Raw genomic sequence first — 27,000 nt, forward strand, 5'->3', positions numbered from 1 at the left:
GCCTTCGGAAACTCTCGATGGTTGATCCTCCGAATGATGATCGGCATGGCCATAAGCGGGGTCGGACTACTCGCAATTACTCGAATCCTCGGCCCCAGTGTCTACGGTGTCTACGGTACGGCCTTCGCTACCTGGTTCCTGGTTCAAAACCTAGCTGAGCTAAATCTCGACGTCTGGCTGGTTCGCCGGCCTACAGGTCAAGACATCGAAGCTTCGGGAACGGCCCAAACGATACTACTTTGCACTTCAGCTGTCGGTGCCTTGGCACTGTATCTCGCCGCACCACTTGCGAGTTCGATTACAAGCCTGCCCGAGGTGGAGGGCGCTCTGAGGATGATGTGCCCGGCCCTTCTGCTTGCTGGGTTAGGCCAAGTCCCGCTGTCGGTTCTGGAGCGTGGGTTCAACTTCAGGGCGGTTGGAGTCGTCGAGCTCATTGGTCAGGCTGCGTTCAATGTTGCTGCCGTGCTTCTCGCGCTCAACGACTGGGGCCTGGTATCGCTCACGATCGCGCTCAATATCCAGCAGTTCGTACTCCTCGTCGGCTTCGTATCAGCCTACGGCGGCATACCGCGACTTAGCTTCGACCGGACCCTCGCGAGTAACGCCATCCGATTCGGCCTCGCGGCGACTGGCAGCTCCATCGTCGAGAACGGTCGAGTACTTGTAATTCAGCTCGTGGTGGCACGATTCGGCGGTGCCACCGGCGCAGGCGTGTACTCCCTATGCATGCGAATTATCGAGCAAACGGCTTTCCTTCGTCAGATCATTTACCGCCTAGCGACGCCGATCTTCGGCCGACTGCGTGACGAGCGGTCGCGGCTCCAGCGCACCGTTGCCGACAGTCTGCATGTACAAGCTATGGCCGCTGGACTGCCCCCGATGGTGATTTGCTGGGTCGCCCCCATCCTCGTACCTGTTGTTTTCGGTCCCGAGTGGAGCGCGGCGGCCGACCTCCTTCCGCTCCTCCTTCCCACCTTTCTTCTTCTATGCACGTTCCAGCTCTATCAGCACGGACTCCTTGCACTTGATCGGTCGTTTACGGTCTTGATCTCGAATTTGGGATACCTTATAGCCCTGACGATTTCTCTTTGGTTTCTCGTGGCCGCCTTTGGGACTCCGGGGGTCGCGATCTCAGAGGCTATCGCGTCACTTGCCCTCCCAGGGCTCGCGCTGGCCCTCCGCAGCACGCTTCTTCTTCGCCCAGCTGCATCGCTAATAGCAATCGTCGTCGGGATTACGGTAGCTGGACTGGCTGCAATTACAACCTGGTGGGCAGTGCTCGCCCTTCTACCGCCACTTGCTTTTCCCAAGAACCGGCGTCTCATCCTTGATTCGACAAGCTCCCTTATTTCGGTTCGCTAAAGCACAGTCGGCACGCTTTCCGTCGCCCGAGGAGTCGAGCCCTCCAGCTCGAACGACGCTCCGCGCTCCTCTGCCGTGGGCCTCACCCGCGCTCCTGCCACTCGAGCCCAATCCTGCACGCGTAGTGCACGGCTCATGGAACCCAAGGTGGCATCACGGTTTGGACATACGAGCTTCTTGTGAAGCCGGCTTCTCGAATCGGAGGATCTGGGGGCTCGAGATCCTGCGATAAGCCAGAGTATGGGACCGCACCGCAGGTGAGGGCCTTCGCCCACAACCCCTCAGCACCGTCATCGGTTTGTCTAGCTGTCGGGCCCTACGACGTTAAGGTGCGAGGCACCGGAAGGGGATTTGGCCGCGGTGGGCCTCTGAGACGCAGTTGGGCGTGTCACACCCTCCCACAGCCACCTGGAATCCCGCGGAGCACCTCACTCGCTACCTTCGCAAACAGCGCCACGACATCTTCGAGGCCACCCGCTTCAACAGACCCAGGCGACGCTGAGTAGGCAAGAGCGACTCAGCCGGCGTTGAGCCCGATGCGCGCCAGGGCTTTCGCTGCGTCCACCTACGATGCCAGCTGCAAGTGCGACGAGACACGCGCTCGGCAGCGAACGTCATCTATATGCACCGTAGTGCACTCGAAGTGCGACGGTTCACGACTGCGGGGAAGGCCGTAGTGACCCCTACCTATCGCCGCCGAGCCCCATTCGAGGCAACACCTGTTCGTGAACCATCTTTACGACAGACGACTCCGTGTAGCGGCTCATGACCTCCGAGGCGATGCCTCTGTACTCCGCGACAGCAAACGGGTCGAGAGCGCGAAGATCCCGAAGTGCGGCCGCTAGGCTGGCTGGGTCGTGGCTTTCGGCAACGCCCGCGACACCCGTGCTTCTCAAGATAGACAGCGCTTCGTAAGGACCGGCTGATGGCGTCGTTGCGAGTAGGCAACCCTCGGCTAGCGCTTCCAACTGGGCCATCCCGTACGCCTCGTAGCGAGAGGCCGATATATATATGAAGCACCGACTCATCAACTCACGGAAAGCCTCACTCGGCACGAAACCGTGCCAATCGACGTTCGGCGGACAGGCGATGCCGTGGTCGCGAAGGAAACGTAGCCCGTCCGCCTCATCGACTCCGACAACGTGAAGTATGTCTTCCTGTAGTCCGAGCAGGCACCAAGCGCTTACGATCGTATCAAGTCCTTTGGTCCAAGCATGTGGACCGCTCGCATAGCATAAGGCGTCATTGCTCCGCTCACCTCCTGCGCACAACGATGGCTGTATCGCGATCGGCAACGGGGACACCTTGGAGACTGGCAAGTCCTTCCTGCTCACGACATCATGTAGGGATGTAGGAGATAGCATGAGCGCTCGCGAAAGCACTCTTCGCTCAAGTCTTCTTTGAACGAAGTTCCGTAGGCGCGGCCTATTCTCCCGCACTAGTGCGTCGAAGCGCACCGCAGATCGGCTGAGGCGGCTACTAGGCTGCAACAGGGCACTCATCGAGGTAGAAAAGAGGTACACGCGCGGCGAGACGAATCGTAACGACCTGCGGACCGCCCGTGACATGGCGATAACCTGGACATAATCGATTAGAGGATAGGCTATCTCGAACTGTCGTAGGGCGCTGTAGTCCGGCGTTGTTGATGCCACTGAGACTCCTGAAGCGCCGAGCATCTTCTCAAGCTGATCCTCGCAGCGCACCAGGCCCGGAGTGCTAGAGGCGCGGACAAAGAGAACGTCTACCTCCTCGCGCTCCTTCTTACGCATTCGCCTCAACCGTCTCGTCGTACAGACTCTCGAGCGCTTGTGTTTGCGCTTGGACCTCGAACTCGCGAACGACCCGTCTCGCTCCAGCCACGCCAAGCGTCGATCGTGTCTCAGGGTCTGTAAGCAAACGATGCAACGCCTCGGAAAGCGCTCTGATATCCCCTTCCTCTACCAAGATGCCGGTCTCGCCGTTCGCGACCGCCGACCTGACGCCTCCGTGTGCGTAAGAAACAACGGGAAGCTGATGGAGGGCCGCCTCGAGAAAAACAAGCCCAAAACCCTCCGAGTCCCCGGACCTCGCCGTCCTTGAAGGAGCGCAGAACACCGCAGCTTCACTCATGGCTCGCGATACCCCGGCGGAGTCTTGGGAGCCATGGAAGGTGGCATTGACCCCAAGACGGGCTGCCAACACCTCCATCTGGGCTCTCAAGGGGCCATCACCGACGATGTTCACCTCAACGGAGTGGAATGAATCAGGTAGACGAGAAACCGCCATTAGCAGGTCGGCTAGACCCTTCTTCTCCACCAAGCGACCGACGAACAGCACACCCCGCCGGTGAGAAGCTGGTGCGGAGGAGAGGCCGCTCGGTACTCCTATATGCCTAATTGCAATCTTCTCTGGGGGAGCGCCGAGAGCGACCAGCTTCTCCGCCACAAAGTCTGAAACTGCAATCAGCCTACTTGAATACCTGAAAAGCTCACCAATTCGCCGTCTGTAGCTTACCGCTGCTAAGGAGGACTCATAGGGCAATGAGGTCACATCGTAACCGTGGAACGTGACAACCAGAGGAATGCGCTCGCGCGCAACAAACGGACATATCAGGGTCGCGTCGAACCCAAAATGAGCATGTACGAGCTGCGGATCAGACTGGCGAATTAGGCGATCGAGCGTGCCACTCCTTCGGATGAATTTTACGTGAAACTCATGACGCGGGTTGTGATCTCCCAACACCCAGGAAGCAGCTCTCACGTTTAACGGAGCGTCCGTCCTGGATAGGCCACCCAACGTCGGAGTCCAACGCCTCATCGACTCGACCTGATTCTTGATAAAGGTCTCGGACTGAGGCAATAGCTTGGCCCGCCACACCAGGACGCGCGGTCCTGTAACGGTCACGGGACCTGGGCGTGAGAGCTCGCTCGTCCCTCGTCGCCCGCATCGCCCGGTGCAAGAGTGGCAGTGAGAGACTTTGGAAGCCCAAGCCAGCGCTCCCAGAGAATACGGGAGCCCGGGAACAAGGCCCGCATTTCAGTGCCCGACACCAGCTCGATCATAGCTGCCTCTAGCACCGCGTCGCGCTCTGAATCACGAGATCGCCCAGTGGTGTACCCCAACGGCCAACGCTGGACTAGAGTAGCTCTAGTCTTGAGAGGAAGGAATTGCATCCCGGGAAACAAGAAATGGGGCTCGACTGGGAAGTAGCGGTAGGGTGTCTGGACCCAGTGAAACGGAGCCATCGAGCGGGCCGTTAGAGCCAATTTTGACCGTTGGAGCGGCCCACCGACGTGCTCAATGAGCGAGTTCGAGTACACAAGATCGAAGCTTTGTCGTTTTATTGCTGACGGTGGATCACAGGCGTCGCCCTCGTAAGAGGTGACGAAGTGTGGGAGGTCGGTATGCGAAGTATCAAAGGGATTCACGATCGTCACATGGCTTGGGCGAGCCGGCGCAGTTGCCCAGAAGCCCGCGGTTCCACCTAGATCTAGGACTCGCATATCATTGAAATCGGGGAAAGCAGAGGTGAAACGTTCCCACCGCCGCGTTCTAGCTCTCGCAGCAACCGAGTTTGGATTCTTATCGTCGGCCAAGAATCGCGTAAAGCCTCGCGCAAGAGTCACCATTACTCCTCCTTCAGAGAGCAAGTGCTTCATTGGTTGGACGTTCCACATGCTTGGACTTGATCGTGGCCTCGTCGCCTCCTGTTCTCACATGCCCGGCGCCAAGACAAATGACAAGCACAAGCCACGAGAGGCTGTCGTACCTATTCAATCCCAACGCCGACTCCAATACGCCCCCGAATGCGACGAAGCCGAGCAACATTAGGCCGTCGATCCTCGCCGGACCAGGTCGGCGGAGGAGAAGATACGTGAAGACGCTGACAAGGACGAGGCCAAGGAAGCCAGTCGAAACCAGGATATCGAGCCACTGATTGTGCGGCGAGTACGCGCCACCCTCGTAAATCACACCAGCGATGGCCTGGTCCTGCCATCCCGAGTTCCCCCACCCAAAGAGCGGCCGCTCGGCAACCATCTGCTGCGCCGTTGTCCAGAGGGCTCCCCTCGCGGTGTAGTCGTCCGGCTCTACCGTGGTTAGAGGGAGGATTAAGCCAACGCCGACTCCAGTGAGCACCATGGTCCCGGCAAGAAACGTACCGAGTCTCGAGCCTGAAAGTGCCGCCCATGAGCAGGCAGCAATAAGAAGTGCAAGAGACGCGGCGCCAAAGATCGCAGCTCGACTCCCACTCAGGAGGATCGGCACGAAGAGACAAAATATTAGCGCAAGCCGTGCACGCCCTCGAGTCGCAATGGCCACGCACGGAAGTCCAGCTAGTAGAACGAAAGCGAAATTGTTATCCGTCGCGGCAGGCCCTTCCAGGATCAAGCCCGCAACGGAGCACTTGCGTTCCGGACAAGGCGAGACGGTGCCCCCGTAGTTCACCAGCATCACCACAGTCGTCGCCAAGAGGTAACTCGTGACGAACATCGTTGCGCCGAATGCGGCCGAGCGCATTCTCGACTGTCCGAAGGTCGAAGCTGCAACGAGGACCAAGACTAGTGTCGCAGCCGTGACGACACGGCCAACCATCCCGTTCCACAAATCGCCAAGGAGCCCGACAACGCAAATAGACGCGAGCACCAACGGGGCCGGGCTAGATCTCAGCGCTCCCCGCTCCCTTGCGAGCCGCCAGCACAGAAACCCCAAAGCGATAAGGGCACCAACAATTCGCTCGAGTTTTCCTAGCGCGGTCCCGATCGTGCCTAGCTGCACCAAGGTCGTTCCGGACGCATCCGTTGCTGAGGTGAACTCATTGAGAGCCTTCGATGCCACGATTGAGATGTTGGTCGTCCAGGCAATCAAGAATACAAAGATCGCAGGAGACATTGCGAAGGGATCGCTCGAGCGTGGCCGAGCTCCCCAAGTCGCCCAGACCGCCACTACCGAAGCAACGAGGAAGAACGTCGTTATTGGGAGTTGGTACAACGCGGTTCCCTCCCCAGCTCGCCGCCGATTACCAGGCGTTCCTAGCGCGTTGCGCCCGGCCGTTGTGCTCTCCGATCGCTCCTCGTCGCTGAAGTTCGCTCAATAGACTCGTTACTCGGGCCTGCCAGGAGTGCCGGACAATCACCTGCTGTCGAGCATGTGCCCGAGCACCGCGGTCCTCAATGAGCTGAAGCGCGTCCTCTATGGCTGTCTTCAGCGACTGCTCGTCTCCCGGCGTGAACAACGCACCGACACCATTAGCCACCAACTTCTCCGCATCCGGGTAGCGAGACGCGACCAGCGGGATCCCCATAGATTGGTACTCGTACAATTTCTGGGGCGAGTGGTACATCTCGCCGATCTTCATCTTCTGCTGCCCGCTATACGCAAGATCGAACCCCGCAAGAAGAGACGGCACCCGATCCCAGGCGACATGACCTGTGAAGTGGACGGCATCTCCCACACCACATTCTGCGGCTAGCTTGCGGAGCGACGCTAAAGCTGGGCCCTCGCCGACGATTGTGGCCGAGAGCGGGACCGTTTCACGAATGTCCGGCAGCGCTCGAATTAGCGTGTCCAACCCCGCCCATTCGGTCACGTACCCAACGAACCCTATTGTAGGAGCGGGCGCTCGTCGGTCTGCGCTCGCGACCGAAGGGTCGAAGCGAGAGGGGTCTGTGCCATTAGGGATGACGAAGACGTCGTCAGCATCTCGCCCCGTCGCATCGACAATTATCCTCTTCAAAGCCTCACTGACTACGACCACAAGATCGGCGTCTCGATATGCTTTGATCTCACTACGGCGTGCGAGTCGGGTAAGCGCGAGCGACTTGCGTTCCTCGGATGCTTCATACCAAAATGGGCCGTTGCTTTCGATAATCCAAAATGCGCCTTTGCGACGGAAAGGAGCTCCCAAGTTCTGAAAGCTCGCTTGCCGTTCGTAAAGCACGTCCACGGAACCAAGTGCGTTGCGCGCCCGCCTCCTGAACAGAGCCCCTAGCGCGATCCTAGCGAGGTCCTGTGTCGCACGTCGGGCTAAGGAACGACTACGCAGACTTTGGGATTTGACACTCGGCGATCCAAATTTGGGGTCCTCGCCGGCGAGATACGTCCGCGGTTTGATCCCGGCGTGTCGAAGACCATCGAGGAAGCCCACCACATGCGCTCGGGGGCCGATTGAGGTTGAGTCCGGATGAGTCGAAACCCGTAGGGCCCCGCAAACGTATCCGAATCGCATATCGCTCCAGCGGGGGTCAACCTCAACGTCCGCGAACTCCCGTGAGTCGCCGAGCGAGAACGTTTGCTTCGATGCTAACGACTCGTTGGACATGGCGATTACCCCCCTGGCCGGAACAGGCGGCGGCCCAGTATACAGAGGCCAAGCAGTGCGACCCTAGGGCCACCAAGATCCTGACGATCCGTGTGCGGTTCAAATTGTGAGCGACGTGCTGTTGGGGCGACCTCTTTTGCGGCAAGCGCCACACCGGTTCACACCGTCTTCACGAACTCCGGCCGTCCAATCGCCCGTGTGGGAGTCCGCGTGCTGGACATGTCGCGTCTTCGAGGCAATGTATCCGAACACGATCGCCACAAAGATCGCCAAGAAGACGGCGTCCCGCAAGAGGTACCGGCGCCAAAGCCGACGGAAGTCGGTAGCGAGCCGATAGAGCGCCTCGGTCCCAGTCCTCTGGAAGATGCGTGGTGCTCGGGTCTGAGCGCCAGAGAGAAAGTCGATCGTTGCTCCCGCCCCAACAAGGACGGAGCCAGGAAGATCGTTGCGGTGCCGGTCGATCCACAGCTCTTGCTTGGGCGCACCCAAACAAACAATCACGATGTCAGGCCGGAACCCTTGAAGTGACTTTACCAGCCTGTCGTCCTCGTCATCCCCGAGCTTAAATCCCATGAGCGGGCTGTCGACGAAGATGTGAGGAAGGTCTGGGTGTCGTTCGGCTAAGTTCCTAGCTGCTGCAGCACCACGTCCGGGGGCGCCGCCGATCAAGGCCAACTTCAGCCCCTTGACCGCGGCCAGCTCCACCAGAGCCTCAGTAAGGGCGACCCCGGTCACACGGGCGGCATCGGTCGTCCCGGTCCACCTCGAGAGGAGCGCAAGCGGGGCTCCGTCAATCGTGACGACGTCTGCGCGTTCGTATGCGGAACGAAACTCCGGGTTCTTCCTCACCATCATCAGATGGTCGACATTGCAAGTAAAGACGCTAAGTCCGGAACGCGCACCGGCAGCGGTCGCCGTTGCATGCTCCGCGGCCTCGGCCTCTGAAGAGAAGACGTTCAAGTCGAGGTCGAGCAGGTGGTGACTCTTCGGAGCTGCCACCAAGTCAGCGAAGGACCGAGGGGCCGGAACGATGGCCGAGTAGTTGGTGGCGTTCAACTCGCGGAGTGAAGCGTCCATATCCGTTGTCATGAGGGCAGGAGCCACCTGTCGTTCGAGTATTGATTGGGCAGGAGGTCGTGAAATGGATCAGTAGGCGCCGCGGCCGCGGAACACCGCGCCGACCGTCTTCCAGAGGATCGAGATGTCGAGAGCGGCAGACCAGTTCTCGACGTAGCGCAGGTCGAGGCGGACCGACTCTTCCCACGTGAGGTCGGAGCGACCGCTGACCTGCCAGAGGCCGGTGAGGCCCGGGCGGACGTAGAGCTTGCGCAGCGCGTCCTCGGTGTAGGTGGCCACCTCGCGCTGGAGGGCGGGGCGGGGGCCGACCAGCGACATCGAGCCGCCGACCACGTTGAACAGCTGGGGGAGCTCGTCGATCGAGAAGCGGCGCAGCACCCCGCCGATGCGGGTGATGCGCGGGTCGCGCTTCATCTTGAACAGCGGGCCGGCGCCCTCGTTGGCGGCGACGAGCTGGGCGACCTGCTGGTCGGCGTCCACGACCATCGAGCGGAACTTGATCATTCGAAAGGTCCGGCCGGCGCGGCCGACGCGCTCCTGGCGGTAGAACACCGGCCCGCCGTCCTTGCGGATCAGCACGGCGACGGTGAGGAACACCGGAGCGAGGATCAGGAGCAGCGCGGCGGCGGCAGCGCGGTCGAAGAGGTTCTTGGCCATGCGGGCCGGGCCGCCCCAGCGGGGCTCGGTGAGGCGCAGCAGCGGCAGGCCGTCGACCGGGGCGACGTGCAGTCGCGGGCCGGTGATCTCCATGAGGCCCGGGTCGACCACCAGCTCGACGCCGGCGCCCTCGAGGTCCCAGGCGAGGCTGTGCAGGCGCTTCGGCGTCCAGCCGGGCGTCGGGGCGACGGCGACGACCTCGATGCCGAGCTCGTGCACGTGGCGGGCGACGTCGTCGAGGTCACCGACCACCGGCACGCCGGCGATCTCGCCGGCGCCGGTGGAGGTGCAGGCCGCGGTGACGGTCCAGCCGTGGTGCGGCACGCGGCGGGCGCGGGCGACGAGGTCGGCGACCGCGGCCTCGGAACCGACGACCAGCACCGACGACATGCAGCGGGCGTCGCGGCGGGCGCGGTGCAGCACGCGGCGCACGGCGTAGCGGCCGAGCAGCAGGCCGGCGCCGGTGGCGGGAATGACTCCGAAGATCCAGGGGCGGACCGCGTCGATCTTCAGCGCCATCCCGGCCAGCGCCAGGACGACCGCGGCGATCGCGGTGCCGCGGAGCACGCGGTTGAACTCGTCGGCGCCCTGGCCGAGGACCCCGCGGTCCCAGGCCCGGTAGCCGACGAGGCCGCCGAGCACGAGGGCGGCGGCGACGGCGTTGAACTGCGTGGAGGGCCCGAGGCCCCAGCCGCCGATGATCGTGGCGAGGGCCGAGACGAGGGCGATGACCGTGAGGTCGGTCGCGACGACGATGCGGGTGAGCCGGCGCTGCCAGCGTCGCGAGCTCGGGCGGACGGTGACGGAGGCCGTGGGATCGGCGGCGGAGCGAGGACGCGGCACCGATTGCTCAATCGATTCCGTCAATCCGATGGCACTGCTCACTGTGATCCCCCCGGATGTCACGGATGGTGAACGACCATCCGCCCCTCTGACCCCGCGGTATCGGCTGTGTGTGAACCGGCCCGCGTTCTTGTGCCGCTATCGCGTGATCGCTCCCAGGTCGTTACACACGCCCTGCGCCCGTTCCCCGGCGTGTCGCAACGACACGCGCGGTTTGATGACGCGCGTTCACCCGTTCAGCTCTGTGTGGCCTGGATCGCAGCGCCTTTGCGTAACGTTCCGGGCGGCGACGATTCCGGGCGCCCCGGTCGGGCATTCACCCAGCTGGGGCTCGCGCGTCGTGCTTCCGCCGCCCTCGCTTCGGCGTCAGCGGACGCCACTGGGCACGCCACTGCTCCATCCGGGCGAGCAACCGGCATCACCTCACCTTCACGGCGAAAGGTCGGTGAAAGCGGAACCGTGTCTGCTCTGCGTCACGGGCTGGTGAGCCGGCGGCAGGAGGGAGCGACGCGATGTCGATCGCCTCGAGCCGCCGACCCGGGTCCGGGGCCACGGGCTGCGATCCGTCCCGGCCTGACGAGGGGGGTACGTCAGGGCGGCGGGAGCAGTCCGAGCGGACGGGCGTCCGGCGGGGTGGGGGGACCACCCGCCGGGCGCCCCTGCCCCGGCTTGACGTAGCGGACGAAGCCGCGGGCGGCGTCGGCCCAGGGGGCCCAGCCGAGGCCGTCGGCGACGGTCGCGGCCTGACCGAGGAGCCTGCGGGCCTCCGTCCGGTCGCCGAGGACGGCGGCGGCGAGGCCCTGGTACAGCGCGAGCGGGCCGAAGGTGGCCGAGCCGATGCCCACGACGACCAGCGCCCCGGGGTCCGGGGGCAGGTCGCGGCGGACGACCTCGGCGGTCGGGACGTCGCCCAGCGCGAACGCCGCGCAGGCGGCCAGGCAGAGGCCGGGCCGGTCGAAGAGCCGGCCTTCACGCCCCTCCCGCTTGTGGTGCCAGTCGGCGAGGTGCCCGGCCGCGGTGTCGAGGTCCTCGCCGACGGCGGCGTCCACCGCGGCGGCGGCCGACCACGCCGCGACCAGCGGGTACATGGCGGCCGCGCCGGCGGGCAGTCCCTGGAGCGAGGGCAGGGTGCGTCCGAGCAGGTGACGGACCAGCAGGTGCACCCCGTAGGCGCCGACGGCGTCGGGCAGCCCGAGCTCCTGGCCGCGGTGCAGGGCGGCGAGTGCGGCGGCGTCGGCCTCGTCGGTGTCGCCACGGGCCAGGGTGAGACCGGCGTCGAGCAGCGAGACCATCCACATCGTGCGCGGCCGGTGACGGTCGACGGCGAGCGGCTCGAGGGCGCGGCGTGCCGCGACGGCGGCGTCCTGCCGGCCGGTGGCCAGGAGCGCGGCGATGCGCAGCTCCTCGGCCTCGAACCAGAGCGCGTCCGCGCCCTCGGCGTCGGCGAGCGCGGCGGCCTGTTCGCAGACCGCGAGCCGCTGGGCGGCCGGCACGGGCGCGTCGACGAGGTGGTTGGCCTCGAGGACGCGGACGCCGGCGAGCAGGCCCGGGTCGCCGAATCCCGTCGCGGCGAGCTCCAGCAGCTCGGGCAGCGCCGTGGGGTCGTCGACGTCCCCGTGGAGCTGCTCCTCCTCCAGAATCAGGCTGCGCAGCACCTCGGCGCGCTGTCGCTTCGACAGCGGCAGCGCCCGGGCGCGCCGCAGTCGCCGGGCGCGTCGAGGGCGCCCGGCGACGCTGATGCCCATGGCGTCGTGCCCGACGGCGGCGACCACCGCGTCGTCGACCTCGCGTGTGTCCGTCGCGGCAAGGCCCTGCTCGGCGGTGGCGCTGGCGACGGCGTGCTCGACGACCTCGTCGAGCACCTCGTCAGCCTCGTCGTGTCGGCCGAGCGCCTCGAGCACGAGACCGCGGTGCAGCGTCACCGAGCTGGGTCGCGACGAGTCGAGCACCGCGTCGAGCTGGACGAGGGCTTCCTCCATCGCGCCCTGGCGGTACGCCGCGATGCCGGCCCCGAGACGGGCGTCGCCGAGCTCGAGGGTCGGGAGGAGCGGGCCGGCGCCCACGGCGTGGCGCAGCAGAGTGAAGGGTTCCGGCCGGCTCTCGGTGACGAGGACCCGGTAGCGGGCGTGGTGCAGCGCCTGCGCGCTCGCCGGCGGGACGGCGTCGAGCACGGCGTCGCGGGTGAGGGCGTGCCGGAAGGCGAAGCCGTCGCCGGTGGCGGCCAGCAGCCCGCGGTCGACGGCGCTGCGGAGCTGCTTCGACAGCGCCCGCGGGGCGACGTCGAGCAGGGCGCCGAGGTCGGCGAGCGAGAGCGGGGCGAGCACGGCCAAGCCCTCGAGGGCGTCGCGGGCATCGGGCTCGAGGCCGGCGAGCTGGTGGTCGAGCAGGGGCCGCAGGCGCGCGGGGATGACGGTGGCGAGCTCGTCGACCGCCTTGTCCCCGTCCGGAGCGTCCAGGCCGGAGAGCGACTCGATCACCGCGGAGACGTGCAGGGCGTGCCCGCGGGTGCGCTCGTACAGGGCCTCGGCGACGCGCGCGGCGCCATCGGGCGCGAGCCCCGGCAGGTGCCGGACCACCAGCCGGCGCACCGCGGCGGAATCGAGCTCGCTGAGGCGCACGTCGCTGACGCACTCCAGCAGGGCGAGCTCGGCGTGCGTCCCGCCCCAGATCGGGTGAGCCTGCGCGTCGGGCTCGCGGGCGGCGACCAGCAGCGCCACCCCGGCGGGCAGGCCGAGGCGGGCGAGGCCGCGCAGGGCGGCGAGCGTCGCGGAGTCGGCGAGGTGGAGGTCGTCGAGGGTCAGCAGCACCGGACCGGGCCGGGCGGTGAGCCGGTCGAGCAGCGCGCGCCCCGGAGCGGGCTCCCCCGGAGCGACCGGGGGGACGCCGAGGTCGGCGAGCGCCTCGGCCCACGCCGTCCACGGCGGCGCGTCGACGTCACAGGAGCCGCCGCCGACGGCCGCCCCGTTCATCCACGCCTCGCGGCGAGCGGCGCGCAGGAGTGCGGTCTTGCCGATGCCGGCCTCGCCGGTGATCAGGCGGATCGCGCCCGCCTCGGGCGCCTCGAGCAGCGCGCGGACGGCGGCGAGCTCCTCCTCCCGGCCGACGAGCGTGGGTCGCGGCTGGCGGGCCGGGGTGGGGGCGAGCAGCCGGAGCGTGAGGTCCTCGATCTCGGCGCCCGGCTCGACGGCGTAGTCGTCGCGCAGCGCTCGGCGCGTGGCGGTGAGGATCTCGAGGGCCTCGCTCGTGCGGCCCTGGCGGTGCAGGCCGGACGCGGCGATGACGGCGAGCCGCTCGCGGGAGCGGTCGGCGGCGAGGTCGGCGACGACGAGCTCGACGGCCTCCTCCGGGCGGTCGAGGTCGAGCAGGGTGGCGCCCATCCGCTCGATGAGGCGCAGGCGGCGGTCGACGGCGCGCACGCGCTCGACCTCGAGGCGCTGGCCCACCGGCGTCCCGGCGAAAGGCTCGCCGCGCCACGTCGCGAGCGCCCGTGTGCCGCGCTCGAGCACGGTGTCGCGCGAGGCGTCGGCGGCGAGAGCGGCGGCGGCGTCGTCGTGGAAGCGGTGCAGGTCGATGGCATCGCGCGGCAGGTCGAGCCGGTAGGTCTCGCCGATCGGGACGATCGGAAGCCGCGTCCCCTCGTCCGGGGCCTCGCGTCGGAGCCGGCTGACCAGCACCTGCAGCGCACCGTCGGGCCGCTCGGGGAGGTCCTCGGCCCAGATCTCGTCGATCAGCGCCGGCACCGCCACGGTGCCCCGGCACGCCGCGGCGATCAGGGCCAGGAGGGTGCGCAGCCGCCGCCCCGGCCGTCCGATCTCGCCCGATGCGCCCTCGATGGCGACCTCGCCGAGCACACGGATACGGACATCCGAGGACGACGACGGTGACATCGAACCCCCAGGGATACTCACAGTGACGGCGACACAGGACATTACGTCCTTCGAGGTCAGAAGCAAGGACGAGGTCCGGCCCGGAGACCTACTGTTGGTCACACAGATACCCGGTGAGGCCCTCGGCCGACTCATGGAGCGCTTCGACGGCACCGTGCTCTCGCACTCCGGGATCGCCGTGAGCATCGACGAGGACGGACGCCCCCGGCGCGACGGTCCCGCGAACGGCATCGCCAGCGCCCTGGCCGACAACCTCCGGTATGACGTCGGTGGCATCCGGTGGGACAGGTTCGAGGAGTTCTGGCCGAGCCGCGATTTCTACACCATCGCGATGCCGGACGCCCTGCGCGATCGGGCCCTCGACCACCTCGATCGCTTCGAGCCGACGCCGGGCGAGGAAGGGGCCTTCTCGTTCCTCAAGCTCGTCAACGTGGCCGCCGGCCTGCGGTCCGTCGAGCTGTGGGCGACCGACCGCGACCTCAGCGACCGCCTCTACCGCGCCTGCTGTGACGTCGCGACCTCCTGGGCGGCCACCTCCACATCACCGAGCTTCTACTGCGCCGAGCTCGTGGCCACCGCCTACGGACGCACCTTCACCCGCGCCGAGTTCACCCCGCCCCCGGCCCAGGGCCTGCGTCGGGACATCGGGGAGCCGGGGTGGGCGTCGACCGTGATGGACCGTCTGCAGCGTCGCGTCGACGACCTCGAGGACGCCGACGACCGGTCCGCCGCGACCATGCTCGCCCTCCTGTCCTCCGAGGACTGGGACTTCGTCGTCGACGCCTCCACGGCCATCGCCCAGTCCGGCGGCAGGGCGATCGGTGACCTGCTCGACGGGATGGTCGACCGCGTGCGCTCGTGGGTGCGCGGGGACGAGGAGGCCGACCCGGGCGAGGAGCCCCGCGTCCCGGAGGCCCTGCCCGACCCGCGCCCGATGCCGGGCCTGCCCGACCCCGACTCCCCGCTCCCCCACGGCCTCGTGACCCCGCGGATGCTCTGGCAGGTCTTCGGGCGCGACGAGTTGTGCCGCGTCGAGCAGCCCTCGCCCCTGAATCACTGAGTGACCGCGACGCCGTTTGGATCTCGCTCTGCGTGGTCGATCTACCCATTCAGCGTATGAAAGCCTCGTGAAAGCACGATCGGTGACCGTTCATCTGTAACAACGTGTTGCTACCTCCCCGATGAGGTGAACACACCGAACGTCCACGGGCCCCGAGATCGCTGTGCGTTCCCGGGCGACCCGACTCACCTGGGGGGACCAGATGGTCAGAGCCGACCGACGCCGACCGCACACCCGATCGCGAGGTGCCGGCCGACTCGGTGCCGGGGCGCTCGCCGTGGTGGCCTCGGCGGTGCTCGTCGCCGCCACAGCCCCCAGCGCTGTGGCGAGCCCGGGCCCCACGAACAGCAGCGTCATGACCGAACTGCCGACCTGGGCGCAGGCCTCCCGACCGCTCGCCACGGCCTATCCGACGTCGACGCTCACCACCGGCGTCGCGGTCGACCCGGCGACGGGGACCGTCTTCCGGGTCGACCCGTGCGGTGACCAGCTGCTGATCTTCGCTCCCGGGCCCGACGGGAGCATGCGCCAGATCGCGGCCGTGCCCACCGGCTCCGGTCCGGTCTCGGCGGTCTTCGATCCGGGCTCGGGCAACGTCTACACGGCGGACCAGCAGGGTCGGTCGATCACGACGGTTTCCCGGGTGGGCGACGGCTGGAGCGCGACGCACACGACGACCCTGGACTTCGCGCCGAGCACCGTCGCCGTGGACGGCTCCGGCACCGTGCACGCCACGGCAGGGCCGATCCACCGTCCCGATTGTGGCGTCGGCAACGGAGGCACCTCCGGTAGCGAGGGCTCGTCCGGGAGCGGCGGGAACGACGGCGACGTCCAGTCGGTCGAGAGCCGAGCGGGCTCCGAAGGCTCGAGCGAGAACGGGTCCGACTCCGATGGCCCGGACTCGGGCCACCCCGGACCGGGGCACGGCGGACCAGGAGGACCCGACAGCCCGGGAGGACCCGACCACCCCGGAGGACCCGACCACCCCGGAGGACCCGACCACCCCGGAGGACCCGACCACCCCGGAGGACCCGACAACCCCGGCGGACCCGACAACCCCGGCGGACCCGACAACCCCGGCGGACCCGACAACCCCGGCGGACCCGACAACCCCGGCGGACCCGACAACCCCGGCGGACCCGACAACCCTGGCGGACCGACCGACCCGAACGCGCCCGGCCTGACCGAGGCGCAGCGCCTCGCCGCGTTCACCACCCAGGTCCGCGGTTCGGGCTTCGACCAGCGATCCGCGTCGTTCGACCCGGACGACTACGAGATCACCTATGGCGACGGATTCATCCGCGCCAAGGACGCTTCCGGCCAGAACATCGAGTTCTGCTCCGGGACCTGCACGGACGTTGCCGTGGGCGCCGCCGGCGTCAGCGGGGGTGACGGCGAGGACGGCGGCATCGGGTACTGCATCGGCACCTGCACGAACGTCGCCACCGGCGGCCGGGGCGGCAACGCCGTCACCAACGCCGACGGCGTGACGACCTATCCTGCGGCCGCTCGATTCGCGGCGCTGGCTGTGGACGACGAGACGACGACCGCGGGCAACGGCGGCAACGGCGGCACCGCCTACTGCCGCGGGACGTGCACCAACCTCGCCAACGGCGCGGACGGCGGCAACGCCGAGCGGACCGGCGCGAACGGCGCCTCCGGATTCCTGGCGGGCGAGGACGGCACCGACGCCCCGCTGGTGCGCGCCAACGGCGGCAACGGCGGGAGCGGCGGGACCGCTGTGTGCCAGGGCACCTGCACCGGCGTGGCGAACGGCGGCGACGGCGGCGACGCCACCGCGGTCGGCGGCCGGGGCGGCGACGGCAGCGACGTCGCGCTCGTGGCCGTGGACCCGTTCACCGGGGTACGGCTCACCTCGACCTATGGCGATGGGGGCGCGGGCGGCGGCGTCCTGGCCACCGCCGGCCAGGGAGGTGCCGCGGGCAGCGGGACGTGCACCGCCGGATGCGCACCGACGGGCGGGGCCGCGGGGGCCGCCGACGCCACCGGCGGTGAGGGCGGCAACGGCGGCGGTGGCGTCGGAGGCGACATCGTGCTCGGCGGCGAAGGCGGGGACGGCGGCAACGCCACCGCGTACTCCTACGGTCCCGACGTGATCCCGCTCGGCGCGGCCATGGCGTCCGGCGGCGCCGCCGGCGACGGCGGTTCGGTGACCGGCAGCGACGCCTCCTCCGGCGACGGAGGTGGCGGTGGCGGCGCCTTCGCCATCGGCATCAACCCCCTCGCCGTCGGCGGCGACGGCGGGGACGCGGGCACCGCCACGGGCAGCTTCGTGCGAGAGCGTCCCTCCGACGGGGACAACGGCGGCGGCTCCGCCGGGACACGGGGTCCGAACGGCACGGCTCGAGGCGGGGACGGCGGTCAGGCTGCGAACCTCAATGGGGCCGGCACCCCTGAGACGGGCGGCCTCGGCGGCGGCGCGACGGCCGACGGCGACGATTCCACCGCCGAGGGAGGACGCGGCGGGGACGGTGGCGACAACTCGGGAACGGGCGGCGGCAACGGCAGCTCTGGCGGAACCGCCGGCGTCTCGGGTGAACGATCGGAGGCCACGGGCGGGCGCGGCGGAGACGGCGGCGACAGCACCACCGACCAGGGCGGCTACGGCGGCCAGGGCGGCTTCGCCTACAACGAGGACGCCTCGTCCTCCGCGCAGGGAGGCAACGGCGGAGACGGCGGGAACGGCGACAGCAGCCGGGCCGGGTCCGGCGGCGAGACCGACGGTCCCGGCACGAACTCGAACGGCAGCGCCGGTTCCTGACGGGGTGTGATCCCGACGGCCCCGGCCTCCTGGTCCGCCCGGAGGCCGGGGCCGTCGCACGTGTCGATCTTGGGCAGAGCGTGAGGTCGTCGTGGGCCAGTACCTCGGTGGTCCGCTGCGCCCTCCCATTCGGCGTAACCCTTTGGCCTCAACGAGTGCATTCGTAGTCGTTCGAGCCAAGGAACTGTCACCGTCCCCTGATGGGGGGAAACACACAGATCGCGGACCGGGGCGTGCTCGCACGGGTCCGACGTCGGCTCCATCGGCTCAACGACAGGACGCGCGAGAAGAGCGAGCAGGTGATGAGCGCGCTCGGGGTGCACCACAGCGAGGAACGGCTGATCGCCGACGCCGCGAACTACTGGGCCGATCGCAGCGACCCGCGCTGGCTCGACGACTCGCACTGGTGTGGCGGGCGACTGATCGACGAGGGCCGGTTCGACCAGATCGGGACCGACCACCTCGCGCTCTTCGACCAGCTCGCCGCCATGGTCGGCGGACGCCCGCAGCTCGGCCGCGTGCTGGAGTGGGGCGTCGGGGGCGGCGCCAACGCGGTGCGGTTCGCGCCCCGGGCCGACAGCTTCGTCGCGCTCGACATCAATCCCCATTCCACGACCGAGGCCGCGCGCGTCGTCAAGGACCACTGCCACACGCCGGTCACGGAGGTCGTGGTGGACGTCGCGGCGCCGGACGTCGTGCTCGACGAGGTCCCCGCCGGGAGCGTCGACCTCTTCCTCTGTCTCTACGTCCTCGAACTCGTCCCGAGCCCCGAGTACGGCCTGCGCCTGATGCGCCTCGCGGCCGCGATGCTGCGTTCCGGCGCCCTGGCCTTCGTGCAGATCAAGTACAGCACCGGAGCGACGGACACCTGGTCGCCACGGCGCAACTACCGCTTCCACAACGCGAACATGACGACCTACCGCCTCGACCACTTCTGGACCGCGATGGACGACATGGGCCTGCGGCCGGTGGGCATGACGCTGGTGCCCGAGAGCGCGCTCGACCAGCACTACGGGTACGTGCTGATGCGACGCACCTGAGGTGGCTCAGGCGCGCCGGAAGAACCCGTCGAACTGCAGGATCGTCCCGTCGTGGGGGTCGTGGAAGCCCGGCTCGAGCCCGACGAGCTCGAAGCCGAGGCCGGCCAGGACGTCGAGCACCTCGCGCATCACGGGCGCACCGTCGTAGAGCTCGCGGACGCTGAGCTCGGCCTCGATGAGCACGACCCGGTCGAGGAGACCGCGGGTGCCCTCGAGGACCGAGAGCTCGTGGCCCTGGACGTCGAGCTTGAGCATCAGCGGACCGGGCACCGCGGCGATCTCGTCGACCTCGTCGAGGCGGACGAGGTCGACGTCGGCCACGCCCACCATCGTCGCGCCGGGCGCCGCGTGCTCGTGCGCCTCGGCCATCGTGTGCAGGCTCGAGCTCGCCGAGTTGCCCGCGACGTTCAGCGTCGCCGACCCGGAGGTGGCCGAGGCGGCGACGGGGAGGCACGACCACCGACTGTCGGCCGCCGCAGCCGCCTGCAGCTCGGCGAACGCCGCGGGCAGAGGCTCGAACGAGACGATGTGCCCGTCGAACCCCCACTGGCGCAGGGCTGTGGCGTACTGACCGGCGTTGGCTCCGACGTCGAGCACGGTCCGGGCACCGGACGCCTCGATCAGGGCCTGCCGACGCCGCTCCGTCGGGCGGTACCGGGCCACGTCGACGCCGACGCGTCGGAACAGGGACTTGGTGGTGTCGGCGAGGGTCATCGACGAGCCTTTCCGGCGGGGTCTCGGGTCGGCGGGTGCCGGCGGACGACGTGCGCGCGCACGCCGAGGTGGACGACGATCCAGAGCTGACTGACGACGAAGCCCGCAGCCGCCCACACGGGCCCGCCGACGACGGCGAGCCCGTAGGTCGACACGAGGCCCAGGGCCAGCCCGATCGCGACGGCGCGGGCGACGACGCCCTGGTGCCCGCGGTTCTGCAGGACGAGCGCGAGGCCCTGGTTCACGGTCGACACCGCCGCACCGATCGCCAGGACGGCGAAGGTTCCTCCCGACGCCTCGTACTGCGCGCCGAGGATCAGGGGGATCAGTGGCGGGCCCACGAGGGCGGCGACCAGCGGGGCGAGGCAGATGCCGGCGGTCACCCGGCCGATCCGGCGTTCCTCGACGCGCAGATCGGTCTCGTTGTCCCCCGCCCGGGCCAACCAGGGCAGACCCACCAGGGCCAGGGCCGACGAGAGGAACAGCAGCGGCCCGAGGAGCCGACCCGCTCCGGCGTAGATGCCCGCCGCGGCCGGTCCGCCGCCGAGGGCGACGAACGGGGTGTCGAGCTGCTGGCCGATCGAGGCCAGGGCCGCCAGCCCGAACGACACCGACCACCACTGAGCCCGGGCCAGCTCGCTCCACGGGGCGCGGCCGGCGGGGGGCCGCCCGAGGAACAGCCGGTCCACGACGGCCTCGATCGCGAAGCTCGACGCGAGCCCGATCGGCAGCGCCAGCTCGGTGACACCGACCAGGAGGAGCACCACGACGACGACCAGCCCGCCGAGGCGGCCGAGGAGCTGCGCCGTGGCGGCCTGCGCGAAGCGCTCCTGGGCGCGGAGGAGGGCGTTGGCGGACTGCGCCTCCCAGACCAGCGGAGCCACCGCGCCGAGCACGAGCCCGGTCGCGAGGTCCGGGGCGATCATGACGCCCGCTCCCGTGCTGACCAGAGCCAGTGGGAGCAGCACACGTCGTTTCGACCGGTGCACCGCGCGGGCGGCAGCCACGTCGAGGCGGCCTCCGGCGGACTCGCGGACGAGGTAGCTCATGAGGCCGAGGTCGAACACGGTCGCCGAGACGACCGAGATGGCGAAGCACGTCGCCACGATGCCGAGGGCTTCCGGGGTGATCGCCCGGGCCGCGACGACGTAGGTGAGACCGAGGAGGACCTGACCGGCCACGAGCGACCCGGCGACGCCGCCGACGCGACCGACGAGCATCCGGGCGGCCCCGGGGCCGCGACCGGAGACCGTCGACTCGGGCATCACACCATCCTGCAGATCCGGACCGGATCGATCACCGGCCACGGGCGAAGAGCACCTCGTTGATGGTCCGCAGCAGGACCTTGGCGTCGAGCCAGAGCGACCAGTTCTCGATGTAGAAGTTGTCGAAGCGCGCGCGATCCGAGATCGGGGTGTCGGCGCCGCGCAGGCCACTCACCTGGGCCAGACCGGTGAGCCCCGACGGGACGCGGTGGCGATGGCCGTAGCGCGGCAGCTCGGAGGAGAACTTCTCCACGAAGTGCGGGCGCTCCGGGCGGGGCCCGACGAGGGTCATGTCGCCGCGCAGGATGTTCCAGAGCTGGGGGAGCTCGTCGAGCGAGGTGCGGCGCAGGACCCGGCCGACCGGACCGACGCGCTCGTCACCCACGACCGACCACTGCGTGGCGGACTCGCCCTCGTCCGCGGGCCGCATCGACCGGAACTTCAGGCACTCGAAGAGCTTTCCGTCACGTCCCACCCGCGCCTGCCGGAAGATCACGCCCGGCCCGCCCTCGAGGTGGACCGCCAGTGCGCAGATCACCATCACCGGGGCGAGGACGACCAGCACGGTCGCGCTGACGACGACGTCGAAGACCCGCTTGAGCGTCCAGCTGACGCCGTCGAGCGGGGGCGTGCGGATGCGCATGATCGGCACCGAGCCGATGTGGTCGCCGGTGCCGGTCTGCGTCACGAAGGCGGGCAGCCGCGGGACGATCAGCAGGTCGCAGCCGGCGCACTCGGGGCTGCGCACGCGGTCGAGCAGCTCGGCCTCGTCGAACTCGCCGCCCGCGACGAGCACCACCTCGATGCCGTTCTCAGCCACGATCCGCTCGAGATGGGCCAGGGCGCCGACGTGCGGGGCGAACGCCGACGCCGCCGGGTCGTCGCCGTCGTCGAGGTAGCCGGCCACCGACAGGCCGTAGCGCGGGTGGCGTTGGAGCAGCTCGATGACGTCCGCCGCGAGCGGCCCGCCGCCGACCACGAGCGTCCGGTGCGCGACCACGCTGCGCTTGCGGGCGGCGAGGATGAACCGCGTCGTCGCTACCCGCCCGAGCACCACGAGGCCCAGACCCGGCAGGACGATGAGCAGGAACGTCTCGACGCCCTCGCCGTCGTGGCGCAGCGCGAACACCGACGACACGAGGGCCGCGGCCACCAGCAGGCGAGCGATCACGCCCGGGATCTCGTCGAGCACCGAGAGGTGCAGGCGCGCGCGGTAGCGCCCCCCGCCGGAGAGCAGGGCCAGCGCGATGGCCGTCATCGCGAGCACGGCCTTCGCGTACTGCGGGAGCCAGAGCACCGGTGCCGCCAGCAGCACGGCGTCCACCGGGAGCACCAGCATCCAGGCCTGCCAATGCACGGCAGACCGGAAACCGAACAGCGGGCGCGCCTCGGCGGGCGGGCTCGGCGCGTCGTACGTCGTCACCGCTGCGGTTCGATCCGGGATCACCGGCAGGCGGGCTTCCTCGTCCTGCGCGTCGCTCCGGGAGTCGGTGTCGGTCGCTCCTGCAGCCACCGGACTCACCACGTCACCGTCCTCGCGTCACACGGGGTGTCCGGCGGCCGGGGGAACCGTGGATCATCACCCGATTGAGCGAACGGCAATCTACGTGCAGATCCACCAATGGGTGAAGCCACTAGTCAGATCGGTGACAGTGTGCTGAACCTGGCGGCGTAGTCACCCGATCGCGTTGGGTGAGAACTCCTGCTCAGGGATGTACGCCCGGCGAAGCCACTATGACGATCGTCTCCCCCGCGGATCGAGCACCCGGGCCGCGGCACGGTGCACGCGGGAGTCGGGATCGGTGGACGCCGCCATGATCACGTGGTGCCGCAGCCACGTCAGCGGCCACCGCGCGAGCCCCCGGACGACGTCCTCGCGGCGCACCACGTCGGCGTGGTCGCGTCGCACCCCGCGGACGAACGCGCGCTGCGCCCGCAGGTTCCGCCGCCGGGCCGCCCCGCTCTCGGAGCCCGACGCCAGTCGGAACCGGGAGAGCGTCTCGGGCAGCCCGTAGAAGTCGCCGACGGTGGTCAGCCGGACGGCCAGTGCCACGTCGAGCACGAACGGATCGTCGGTCGGGAAGCCCCCGACCTGCTCGAAGGCCGAGCGCCGGAAGAGCATGTTGCCCGGCCCGCCGAGCGGGTTGCCGCCGTGGCGCACGACGCGGCGCACGACCGCCGACCGGTCCTGACGGCCCACGAGGTCGGGCGTCCGGAGGGTGCGGTCGCGGGCGACGACGCGGTCGTGGTCGTCGACGAGGTGGTGCCGGCTCGACACCACGGCCACGTCGGGCTCCGCATCCAGGACGGCCACCTGACGCGCGAGCGCGTCGGGCTCGATGAGGTCGTCGGCCATGAGGACCTTCACCAGCGGGGCGCGCGTGGCGGCGACCGCCGCGGCGAAGTTGGCGATCATCGGCACGGTCTCGGCGTGCCGGACGACGCGGAGCCGGGGGTCGTCGAAGGAGTCGACCACGGCCGAGGAGCCGTCGGTGCTCGCGTTGTCGATGACGACGAGCTCGAAGTCGGTGAAGGTCTGCGCGAGGACGCTGTCGATGGTCCGGCCGACGTAGTCGGCCTTCTGGAAGAGGGGGATACAGACCGACGCGATCGGCGGTGTGATTTCGGCCGAATGTGGTGTCACGCGTTGGTCATTTGTCTTGACATCGGCCTCGTGATCCACACATCTATGGTGCCGACGGTCGCAACAGGGGGCAATCGGCTGCGCCGTCAGTGTGGTCCAGGTTAACTCGGGGGGAGTAATCGGAGCTTCGCAGAGTGCTGATGACGCAGCGGTCGCGCCGCGACGACCCGAGCCGGCTGGACGTGCTGGTCCTGGGCATGCACTACCCACCCGAGCAGACCGGCAACGCCCCCTACACGGCCGGGATGGTGGCTGCTCTCGCCGAGGCCGGACATCGCGTCCGCGTGGTCACCGGTTACCCCCACTACCCGCAGTGGGAGGTCCATGACGGGTACTCCGGCCTCCGCTTCCAGGACGCCGACGGGGGCGTGCCCGTGACGCGGGTGCGCCACCCCGTCCCCCGCGTCCCCAGCGCCGCGCGCCGTGCTGCCATGGACGCCACGTTCACCGCGCACGCGGCGACCGTCGGGCGCCAGGGCGCGCGGCGTCCCGACGTGGTCGTCGCCGTGAGTCCCGTCCTGCTCACCGTGCTCGCCGGGCTGCGGTGGCGTCGCCGTGGCCGGACCGCGCTGGGCGTCGTCACCCAGGACCTGTACAGCCGCGCGGTCAGCGAGACCGGCATCGCCTCCGCCGGCGCGGGCCGCGCCGCCGCAAAGCTCGAGGGCTGGCTGCTCCGCCAGGCGGACGGTGTCGCGGTGGTGCACGAGCAGTTCCGCGACGGTCTCGCAAGCCTCGGCGTCGACCGGGACCGGGTGACGACGATCCGCAACTGGGCGCACGTGGCAGCCGGGTCCGGTGAACGCGCCGCGACCCGTCGGGCGCTCGGGTGGCGTGACGACGAGGTGATCGTCCTGCACGCCGGCAACATGGGGCTCAAGCAGGGCCTCGAGAACGTCGTGGACACCGCCCGACTCGCGGACGAGCGCGGTGCGCCCGTCCGGTTCGTCCTCCTCGGGGACGGCAACCAGCGTGCCGCCCTCGAACAGCAGGGCGCAGGCGTGGGGCGCCTGCAGTTCCGCGATCCGCTGCCCGGCGACCACTTCTCCGACGCGCTCGCGGCCGCCGACGTCCTCCTGGTCAACGAGGCCCCGACCGTCGCGGAGATGTCGGTGCCGAGCAAGCTCACGTCCTACTTCACCGCAGGGCGCCCGGTCGTCGCGGCATCGTGGGAGCGCAGTGCCGCGTCGGCGGAAATCCGCCGATCGGGGGGCGGTGTCCGCGTCGACCCCGGGAGCCCGCAGGATCTGCTCGACGCCGTGCACGGTCTCGCCGGGGACCCCGCGCGCATCGACGCCCTGGCGACGGCCGGTCGCGTCTACGCAGAGGAGCACCTCGGCGCCGCCGCCGCACACCGTGACTACCAGCGCTGGGTGGAGGGCCTCGCCGCCTCCCGGACGCACCAGGGGGAACCGACATGACCGACCCGCTCGCCGACTGGGACATCGGCCGGCCCCTACCGCGCGACGCGCGCGTGTTCGTCGCCGGCTCGTCGGGGCTCGTCGGCTCCGCCGTCGCGCGCCACCTGCGCGCCGCGGGCTTCACCGACGTCGTCGGGGTGCGCTCGGCGCGGGTCGACCTGCGCGACGCCGACGCCACCGCCCGCTTCCTCGACGAGACGCGGCCCGCCGTCGTGGTCGACGCCGCCGCACGCGTCGGGGGGATCGCGGCGAACGCGGCCGAGCCCGTCGAGTTCCTCCACGACAACCTGCGCATCCAGGCCAACCTGCTCGACGCCGCGCACCGCGTGGGCGTCGGCCGCCTGCTGCTGCTCGGCTCGTCGTGCATCTACCCGAAGTTCGCCGACCAGCCGATCCGCGAGGACTCGCTGCTCACCGGCGCGCTCGAGCCCACCAACGACGCCTACGCGATCGCGAAGATCGCCGGGATCATGGGCGTGCAGTCCTACCGCCGCGAGTACGGCCGGTCGTGGATCTCCGCGATGCCCACGAACCTCTACGGGCCGGGCGACAACTTCGACCTCGAGAAGTCGCACGTGCTGCCCGCGCTCATGCGCAAGTTCCACGAGGCCCGCGTGTCCGGGGCGCCGACCGTGACCGTCTGGGGCACGGGAACGCCGCGCCGCGAGTTCCTCCACACCGACGACCTCGCCGCCGCGTGCCTGCACCTGCTCGAGCACTACGACGACCCGTCGCCCATCAACGTCGGCGTCGGCGAGGACGTCCCGATCGCCGACCTCGCGTCGCTCGTCGCCGACACCGTCGCCTTCACCGGCGACATCGTCTACGACACCTCCCGCCCCGACGGCACGCCGCGCAAGCTGCTCGACGTCTCGCGCCTGCTGTCGCTGGGCTGGAAGCCGACCATCGGGCTCGCCGAGGGCCTGGCCTCGACCTATCAGTGGTTCCTCGACCAGCAGGGGGCGCAGCGGTGAAGCGTGCGTTGATCACGGGGATCACGGGGCAGGACGGGTCGTACCTGACCGAGTTGTTGATCTCGAAGGGTTATCAGGTGCACGGGATCATCCGTCGCTCCTCGACGTTCAACACCGGCCGGATCGATCACTTGTACCAGGATCCGCATGAGCGCGATCAGCGGCTGGTGCTGCACTACGGGGACCTGACCGACTCGTCGCGGTTGGTGACGTTGATCGAGAAGATCCGTCCCGACGAGGTGTACCACCTGGCGGCGCAGTCGCATGTGCGGGTGTCGTTCGACGAGCCGGAGTACACCGGCAACACCACCGGGGTCGGCACGACCAGGTTGCTCGAGGCGATCCGGATGGTGGGGGTCGACACGAGGTATTACCAGGCGTCGTCGTCGGAGATGTTCGGGGCGACCCCGCCGCCGCAGAACGAGGACACCCCGTTCTACCCGCGCAGCCCGTACGGGGCGGCGAAGGTCTACGGCTACTGGATGGCGCGGAACTATCGCGAGGCCCACGGCCTGTTCGCCGTGAACGGGATCCTGTTCAACCACGAGTCCCCGCGGCGTGGGGAGACGTTCGTGACCCGCAAGATTGCGCGCGCCGCGGCCCGGATCGCCGCGGGGGTCGAGGAGAACGTGTATCTCGGCAATCTGGACGCCGTCCGCGACTGGGGCTACGCCGAGGAGTACGTCGAGGGCATGTGGCGCATGCTGCAAGCCCCGGAGCCGGCGGACTACGTCCTGGCCACCGGCACCGCCACCACCGTCCGCGAGTTCACCCAGTACTGCTTCGAGCGGGTCGGGCTCGACTGGGAGAAGCACGTCAAGTTCGACGAGACCTACCTGCGGCCCACCGAGGTCGACGCCCTCATCGGGGATGCCTCCAAGGCCCAGACCGAGCTCGGCTGGAAAGCCCAGACCATGCCCGAACAACTCGCCCACCTCATGACCGACGCCGAGACGGCCGCCCTCGGGTCGTGACGGGC

General features: G+C 68.9%; 18 protein-coding genes. 7 read left to right on the forward strand and 11 right to left on the reverse strand.

Annotation, left to right across the window (positions count from 1 at the left end; translation table 11 throughout):
* Positions 1-21: 21 nt before the first annotated feature.
* The gene (locus tag PH191_RS08095; protein WP_274194107.1) at positions 22-1,362 is read left to right on the forward strand and encodes an oligosaccharide flippase family protein; all 1,341 of its coding nucleotides are present in this window, start codon (positions 22-24) and stop codon (positions 1,360-1,362) included.
* A gap of 683 nt (positions 1,363-2,045) precedes the next feature.
* On the opposite strand, the gene PH191_RS30060 is transcribed toward PH191_RS08095, so the two are convergent.
* From PH191_RS30060 to PH191_RS08125, 7 genes are all read right to left on the reverse strand, one after another.
* A complete protein-coding gene (locus tag PH191_RS30060; protein WP_420791768.1) occupies positions 2,046-3,131 on the reverse strand; it encodes a glycosyltransferase in 1,086 nt (361 codons plus the stop codon).
* A complete protein-coding gene (locus tag PH191_RS08100; protein WP_274194692.1) occupies positions 3,124-4,158 on the reverse strand; it encodes a glycosyltransferase in 1,035 nt (344 codons plus the stop codon). Before PH191_RS08100 ends, PH191_RS30060 begins: the two co-directional genes overlap by 8 nt.
* 822 nt (positions 4,159-4,980) lie before the next feature.
* On the reverse strand, positions 4,981-6,177 hold the full coding sequence (locus PH191_RS08105; RefSeq protein WP_274194108.1) for an O-antigen ligase family protein: 1,197 nt from the start codon (positions 6,175-6,177) through the stop codon (positions 4,981-4,983).
* A 181-nt stretch (positions 6,178-6,358) separates the two neighbouring features.
* Positions 6,359-7,660 carry a glycosyltransferase gene (locus PH191_RS08110; RefSeq protein ID WP_337994047.1) on the reverse strand — a complete coding sequence of 434 codons (1,302 nt, stop codon included), beginning with the start codon at positions 7,658-7,660 and terminating at the stop codon, positions 6,359-6,361.
* A gap of 99 nt (positions 7,661-7,759) precedes the next feature.
* Entirely contained in the window at positions 7,760-8,764 is a 1,005-nt protein-coding gene (locus PH191_RS08115; RefSeq protein ID WP_274194109.1) for a WecB/TagA/CpsF family glycosyltransferase, read from the reverse strand.
* 42 nt (positions 8,765-8,806) lie between these two features.
* A complete protein-coding gene (locus PH191_RS08120; RefSeq protein ID WP_274194110.1) occupies positions 8,807-10,237 on the reverse strand; it encodes a sugar transferase in 1,431 nt (476 codons plus the stop codon).
* A gap of 590 nt (positions 10,238-10,827) precedes the next feature.
* The gene (locus tag PH191_RS08125; RefSeq protein ID WP_274194111.1) at positions 10,828-14,124 is read right to left on the reverse strand and encodes an ATP-binding protein; all 3,297 of its coding nucleotides are present in this window, start codon (positions 14,122-14,124) and stop codon (positions 10,828-10,830) included.
* Positions 14,125-14,218: 94 nt separating this feature from the next.
* On the opposite strand from PH191_RS08125, the gene PH191_RS08130 reads away from it, so the two are divergent.
* The 3 genes from PH191_RS08130 to PH191_RS08140 all read left to right on the forward strand — a co-directional run bounded on the left by PH191_RS08130 (position 14,219) and on the right by PH191_RS08140 (position 19,006).
* Positions 14,219-15,184, forward strand: a complete 966-nt coding sequence (locus PH191_RS08130; protein WP_274194112.1) for a hypothetical protein — start codon at positions 14,219-14,221, stop codon at positions 15,182-15,184.
* Between the two features lie 355 nt (positions 15,185-15,539).
* A complete protein-coding gene (locus PH191_RS08135; RefSeq protein ID WP_274194113.1) occupies positions 15,540-17,966 on the forward strand; it encodes a YncE family protein in 2,427 nt (808 codons plus the stop codon).
* 200 nt (positions 17,967-18,166) lie between these two features.
* Entirely contained in the window at positions 18,167-19,006 is an 840-nt protein-coding gene (locus tag PH191_RS08140) for a class I SAM-dependent methyltransferase (protein WP_274194114.1), read from the forward strand.
* A gap of 6 nt (positions 19,007-19,012) precedes the next feature.
* Here PH191_RS08140 and PH191_RS08145 read toward each other — a convergent pair whose 3' ends face one another.
* The 4 genes from PH191_RS08145 to PH191_RS08160 all read right to left on the reverse strand — a co-directional run bounded on the left by PH191_RS08145 (position 19,013) and on the right by PH191_RS08160 (position 23,629).
* Positions 19,013-19,720 (reverse strand): FkbM family methyltransferase, encoded by a 708-nt coding sequence (locus tag PH191_RS08145; protein WP_274194115.1) that lies wholly within the window; start codon positions 19,718-19,720, stop codon positions 19,013-19,015.
* Entirely contained in the window at positions 19,717-20,985 is a 1,269-nt protein-coding gene (locus PH191_RS08150; protein ID WP_274194116.1) for a lipopolysaccharide biosynthesis protein, read from the reverse strand. Before PH191_RS08150 ends, PH191_RS08145 begins: the two co-directional genes overlap by 4 nt.
* A 31-nt stretch (positions 20,986-21,016) precedes the next feature.
* Positions 21,017-22,498 carry a sugar transferase gene (locus tag PH191_RS08155; RefSeq protein ID WP_274194117.1) on the reverse strand — a complete coding sequence of 494 codons (1,482 nt, stop codon included), beginning with the start codon at positions 22,496-22,498 and terminating at the stop codon, positions 21,017-21,019.
* A gap of 219 nt (positions 22,499-22,717) precedes the next feature.
* Positions 22,718-23,629, reverse strand: a complete 912-nt coding sequence (locus PH191_RS08160) for a glycosyltransferase family 2 protein (RefSeq protein WP_274194118.1) — start codon at positions 23,627-23,629, stop codon at positions 22,718-22,720.
* A gap of 140 nt (positions 23,630-23,769) precedes the next feature.
* On the opposite strand from PH191_RS08160, the gene PH191_RS08165 reads away from it, so the two are divergent.
* The 3 genes from PH191_RS08165 to gmd are packed head-to-tail and all read left to right on the forward strand — an operon-like array spanning position 23,770 to position 26,995.
* Complete coding sequence (locus PH191_RS08165) at positions 23,770-25,047, forward strand: glycosyltransferase family 4 protein (RefSeq protein ID WP_274194119.1); 1,278 nt, start codon at positions 23,770-23,772, stop codon at positions 25,045-25,047.
* Positions 25,044-26,021: a GDP-L-fucose synthase family protein gene (locus tag PH191_RS08170; protein WP_274194120.1), complete on the forward strand. Its 978-nt coding sequence runs from the start codon at positions 25,044-25,046 to the stop codon at positions 26,019-26,021. The genes PH191_RS08165 and PH191_RS08170 overlap by 4 nt, the downstream gene beginning before the upstream one ends.
* A complete protein-coding gene (gene gmd / locus PH191_RS08175; RefSeq protein ID WP_274194121.1) occupies positions 26,018-26,995 on the forward strand; it encodes a GDP-mannose 4,6-dehydratase in 978 nt (325 codons plus the stop codon). Before PH191_RS08170 ends, gmd begins: the two co-directional genes overlap by 4 nt.
* Positions 26,996-27,000: the final 5 nt, after the last annotated feature.

The organism is Actinomycetospora callitridis (genome assembly GCF_028737265.1).
Lineage (GTDB): Bacteria > Actinomycetota > Actinomycetes > Mycobacteriales > Pseudonocardiaceae > Actinomycetospora > Actinomycetospora callitridis.

Excerpts from the sequence above, each read along its gene's own strand:
- PH191_RS08100 (WP_274194692.1), bottom strand. The coding sequence starts at position 4,158 with ATGAGGCGTTGGACTCCGACGTTGGGTGGCCTATCCAGGACGGACGCT.
- PH191_RS08125 (WP_274194111.1), bottom strand. The coding sequence starts at position 14,124 with ATGTCACCGTCGTCGTCCTCGGATGTCCGTATCCGTGTGCTCGGCGAG.
- PH191_RS30060 (WP_420791768.1), bottom strand. The coding sequence starts at position 3,131 with ATGCGTAAGAAGGAGCGCGAGGAGGTAGACGTTCTCTTTGTCCGCGCC.
- PH191_RS08145 (WP_274194115.1), bottom strand. The coding sequence starts at position 19,720 with ATGACCCTCGCCGACACCACCAAGTCCCTGTTCCGACGCGTCGGCGTC.
- PH191_RS08150 (WP_274194116.1), bottom strand. The coding sequence starts at position 20,985 with ATGCCCGAGTCGACGGTCTCCGGTCGCGGCCCCGGGGCCGCCCGGATG.
- PH191_RS08140 (WP_274194114.1), top strand. The coding sequence starts at position 18,167 with ATGGGGGGAAACACACAGATCGCGGACCGGGGCGTGCTCGCACGGGTC.
- PH191_RS08110 (WP_337994047.1), bottom strand. The coding sequence starts at position 7,660 with ATGTCCAACGAGTCGTTAGCATCGAAGCAAACGTTCTCGCTCGGCGAC.
- PH191_RS08135 (WP_274194113.1), top strand. The coding sequence starts at position 15,540 with ATGACCGAACTGCCGACCTGGGCGCAGGCCTCCCGACCGCTCGCCACG.
- PH191_RS08170 (WP_274194120.1), top strand. The coding sequence starts at position 25,044 with ATGACCGACCCGCTCGCCGACTGGGACATCGGCCGGCCCCTACCGCGC.
- PH191_RS08165 (WP_274194119.1), top strand. The coding sequence starts at position 23,770 with ATGACGCAGCGGTCGCGCCGCGACGACCCGAGCCGGCTGGACGTGCTG.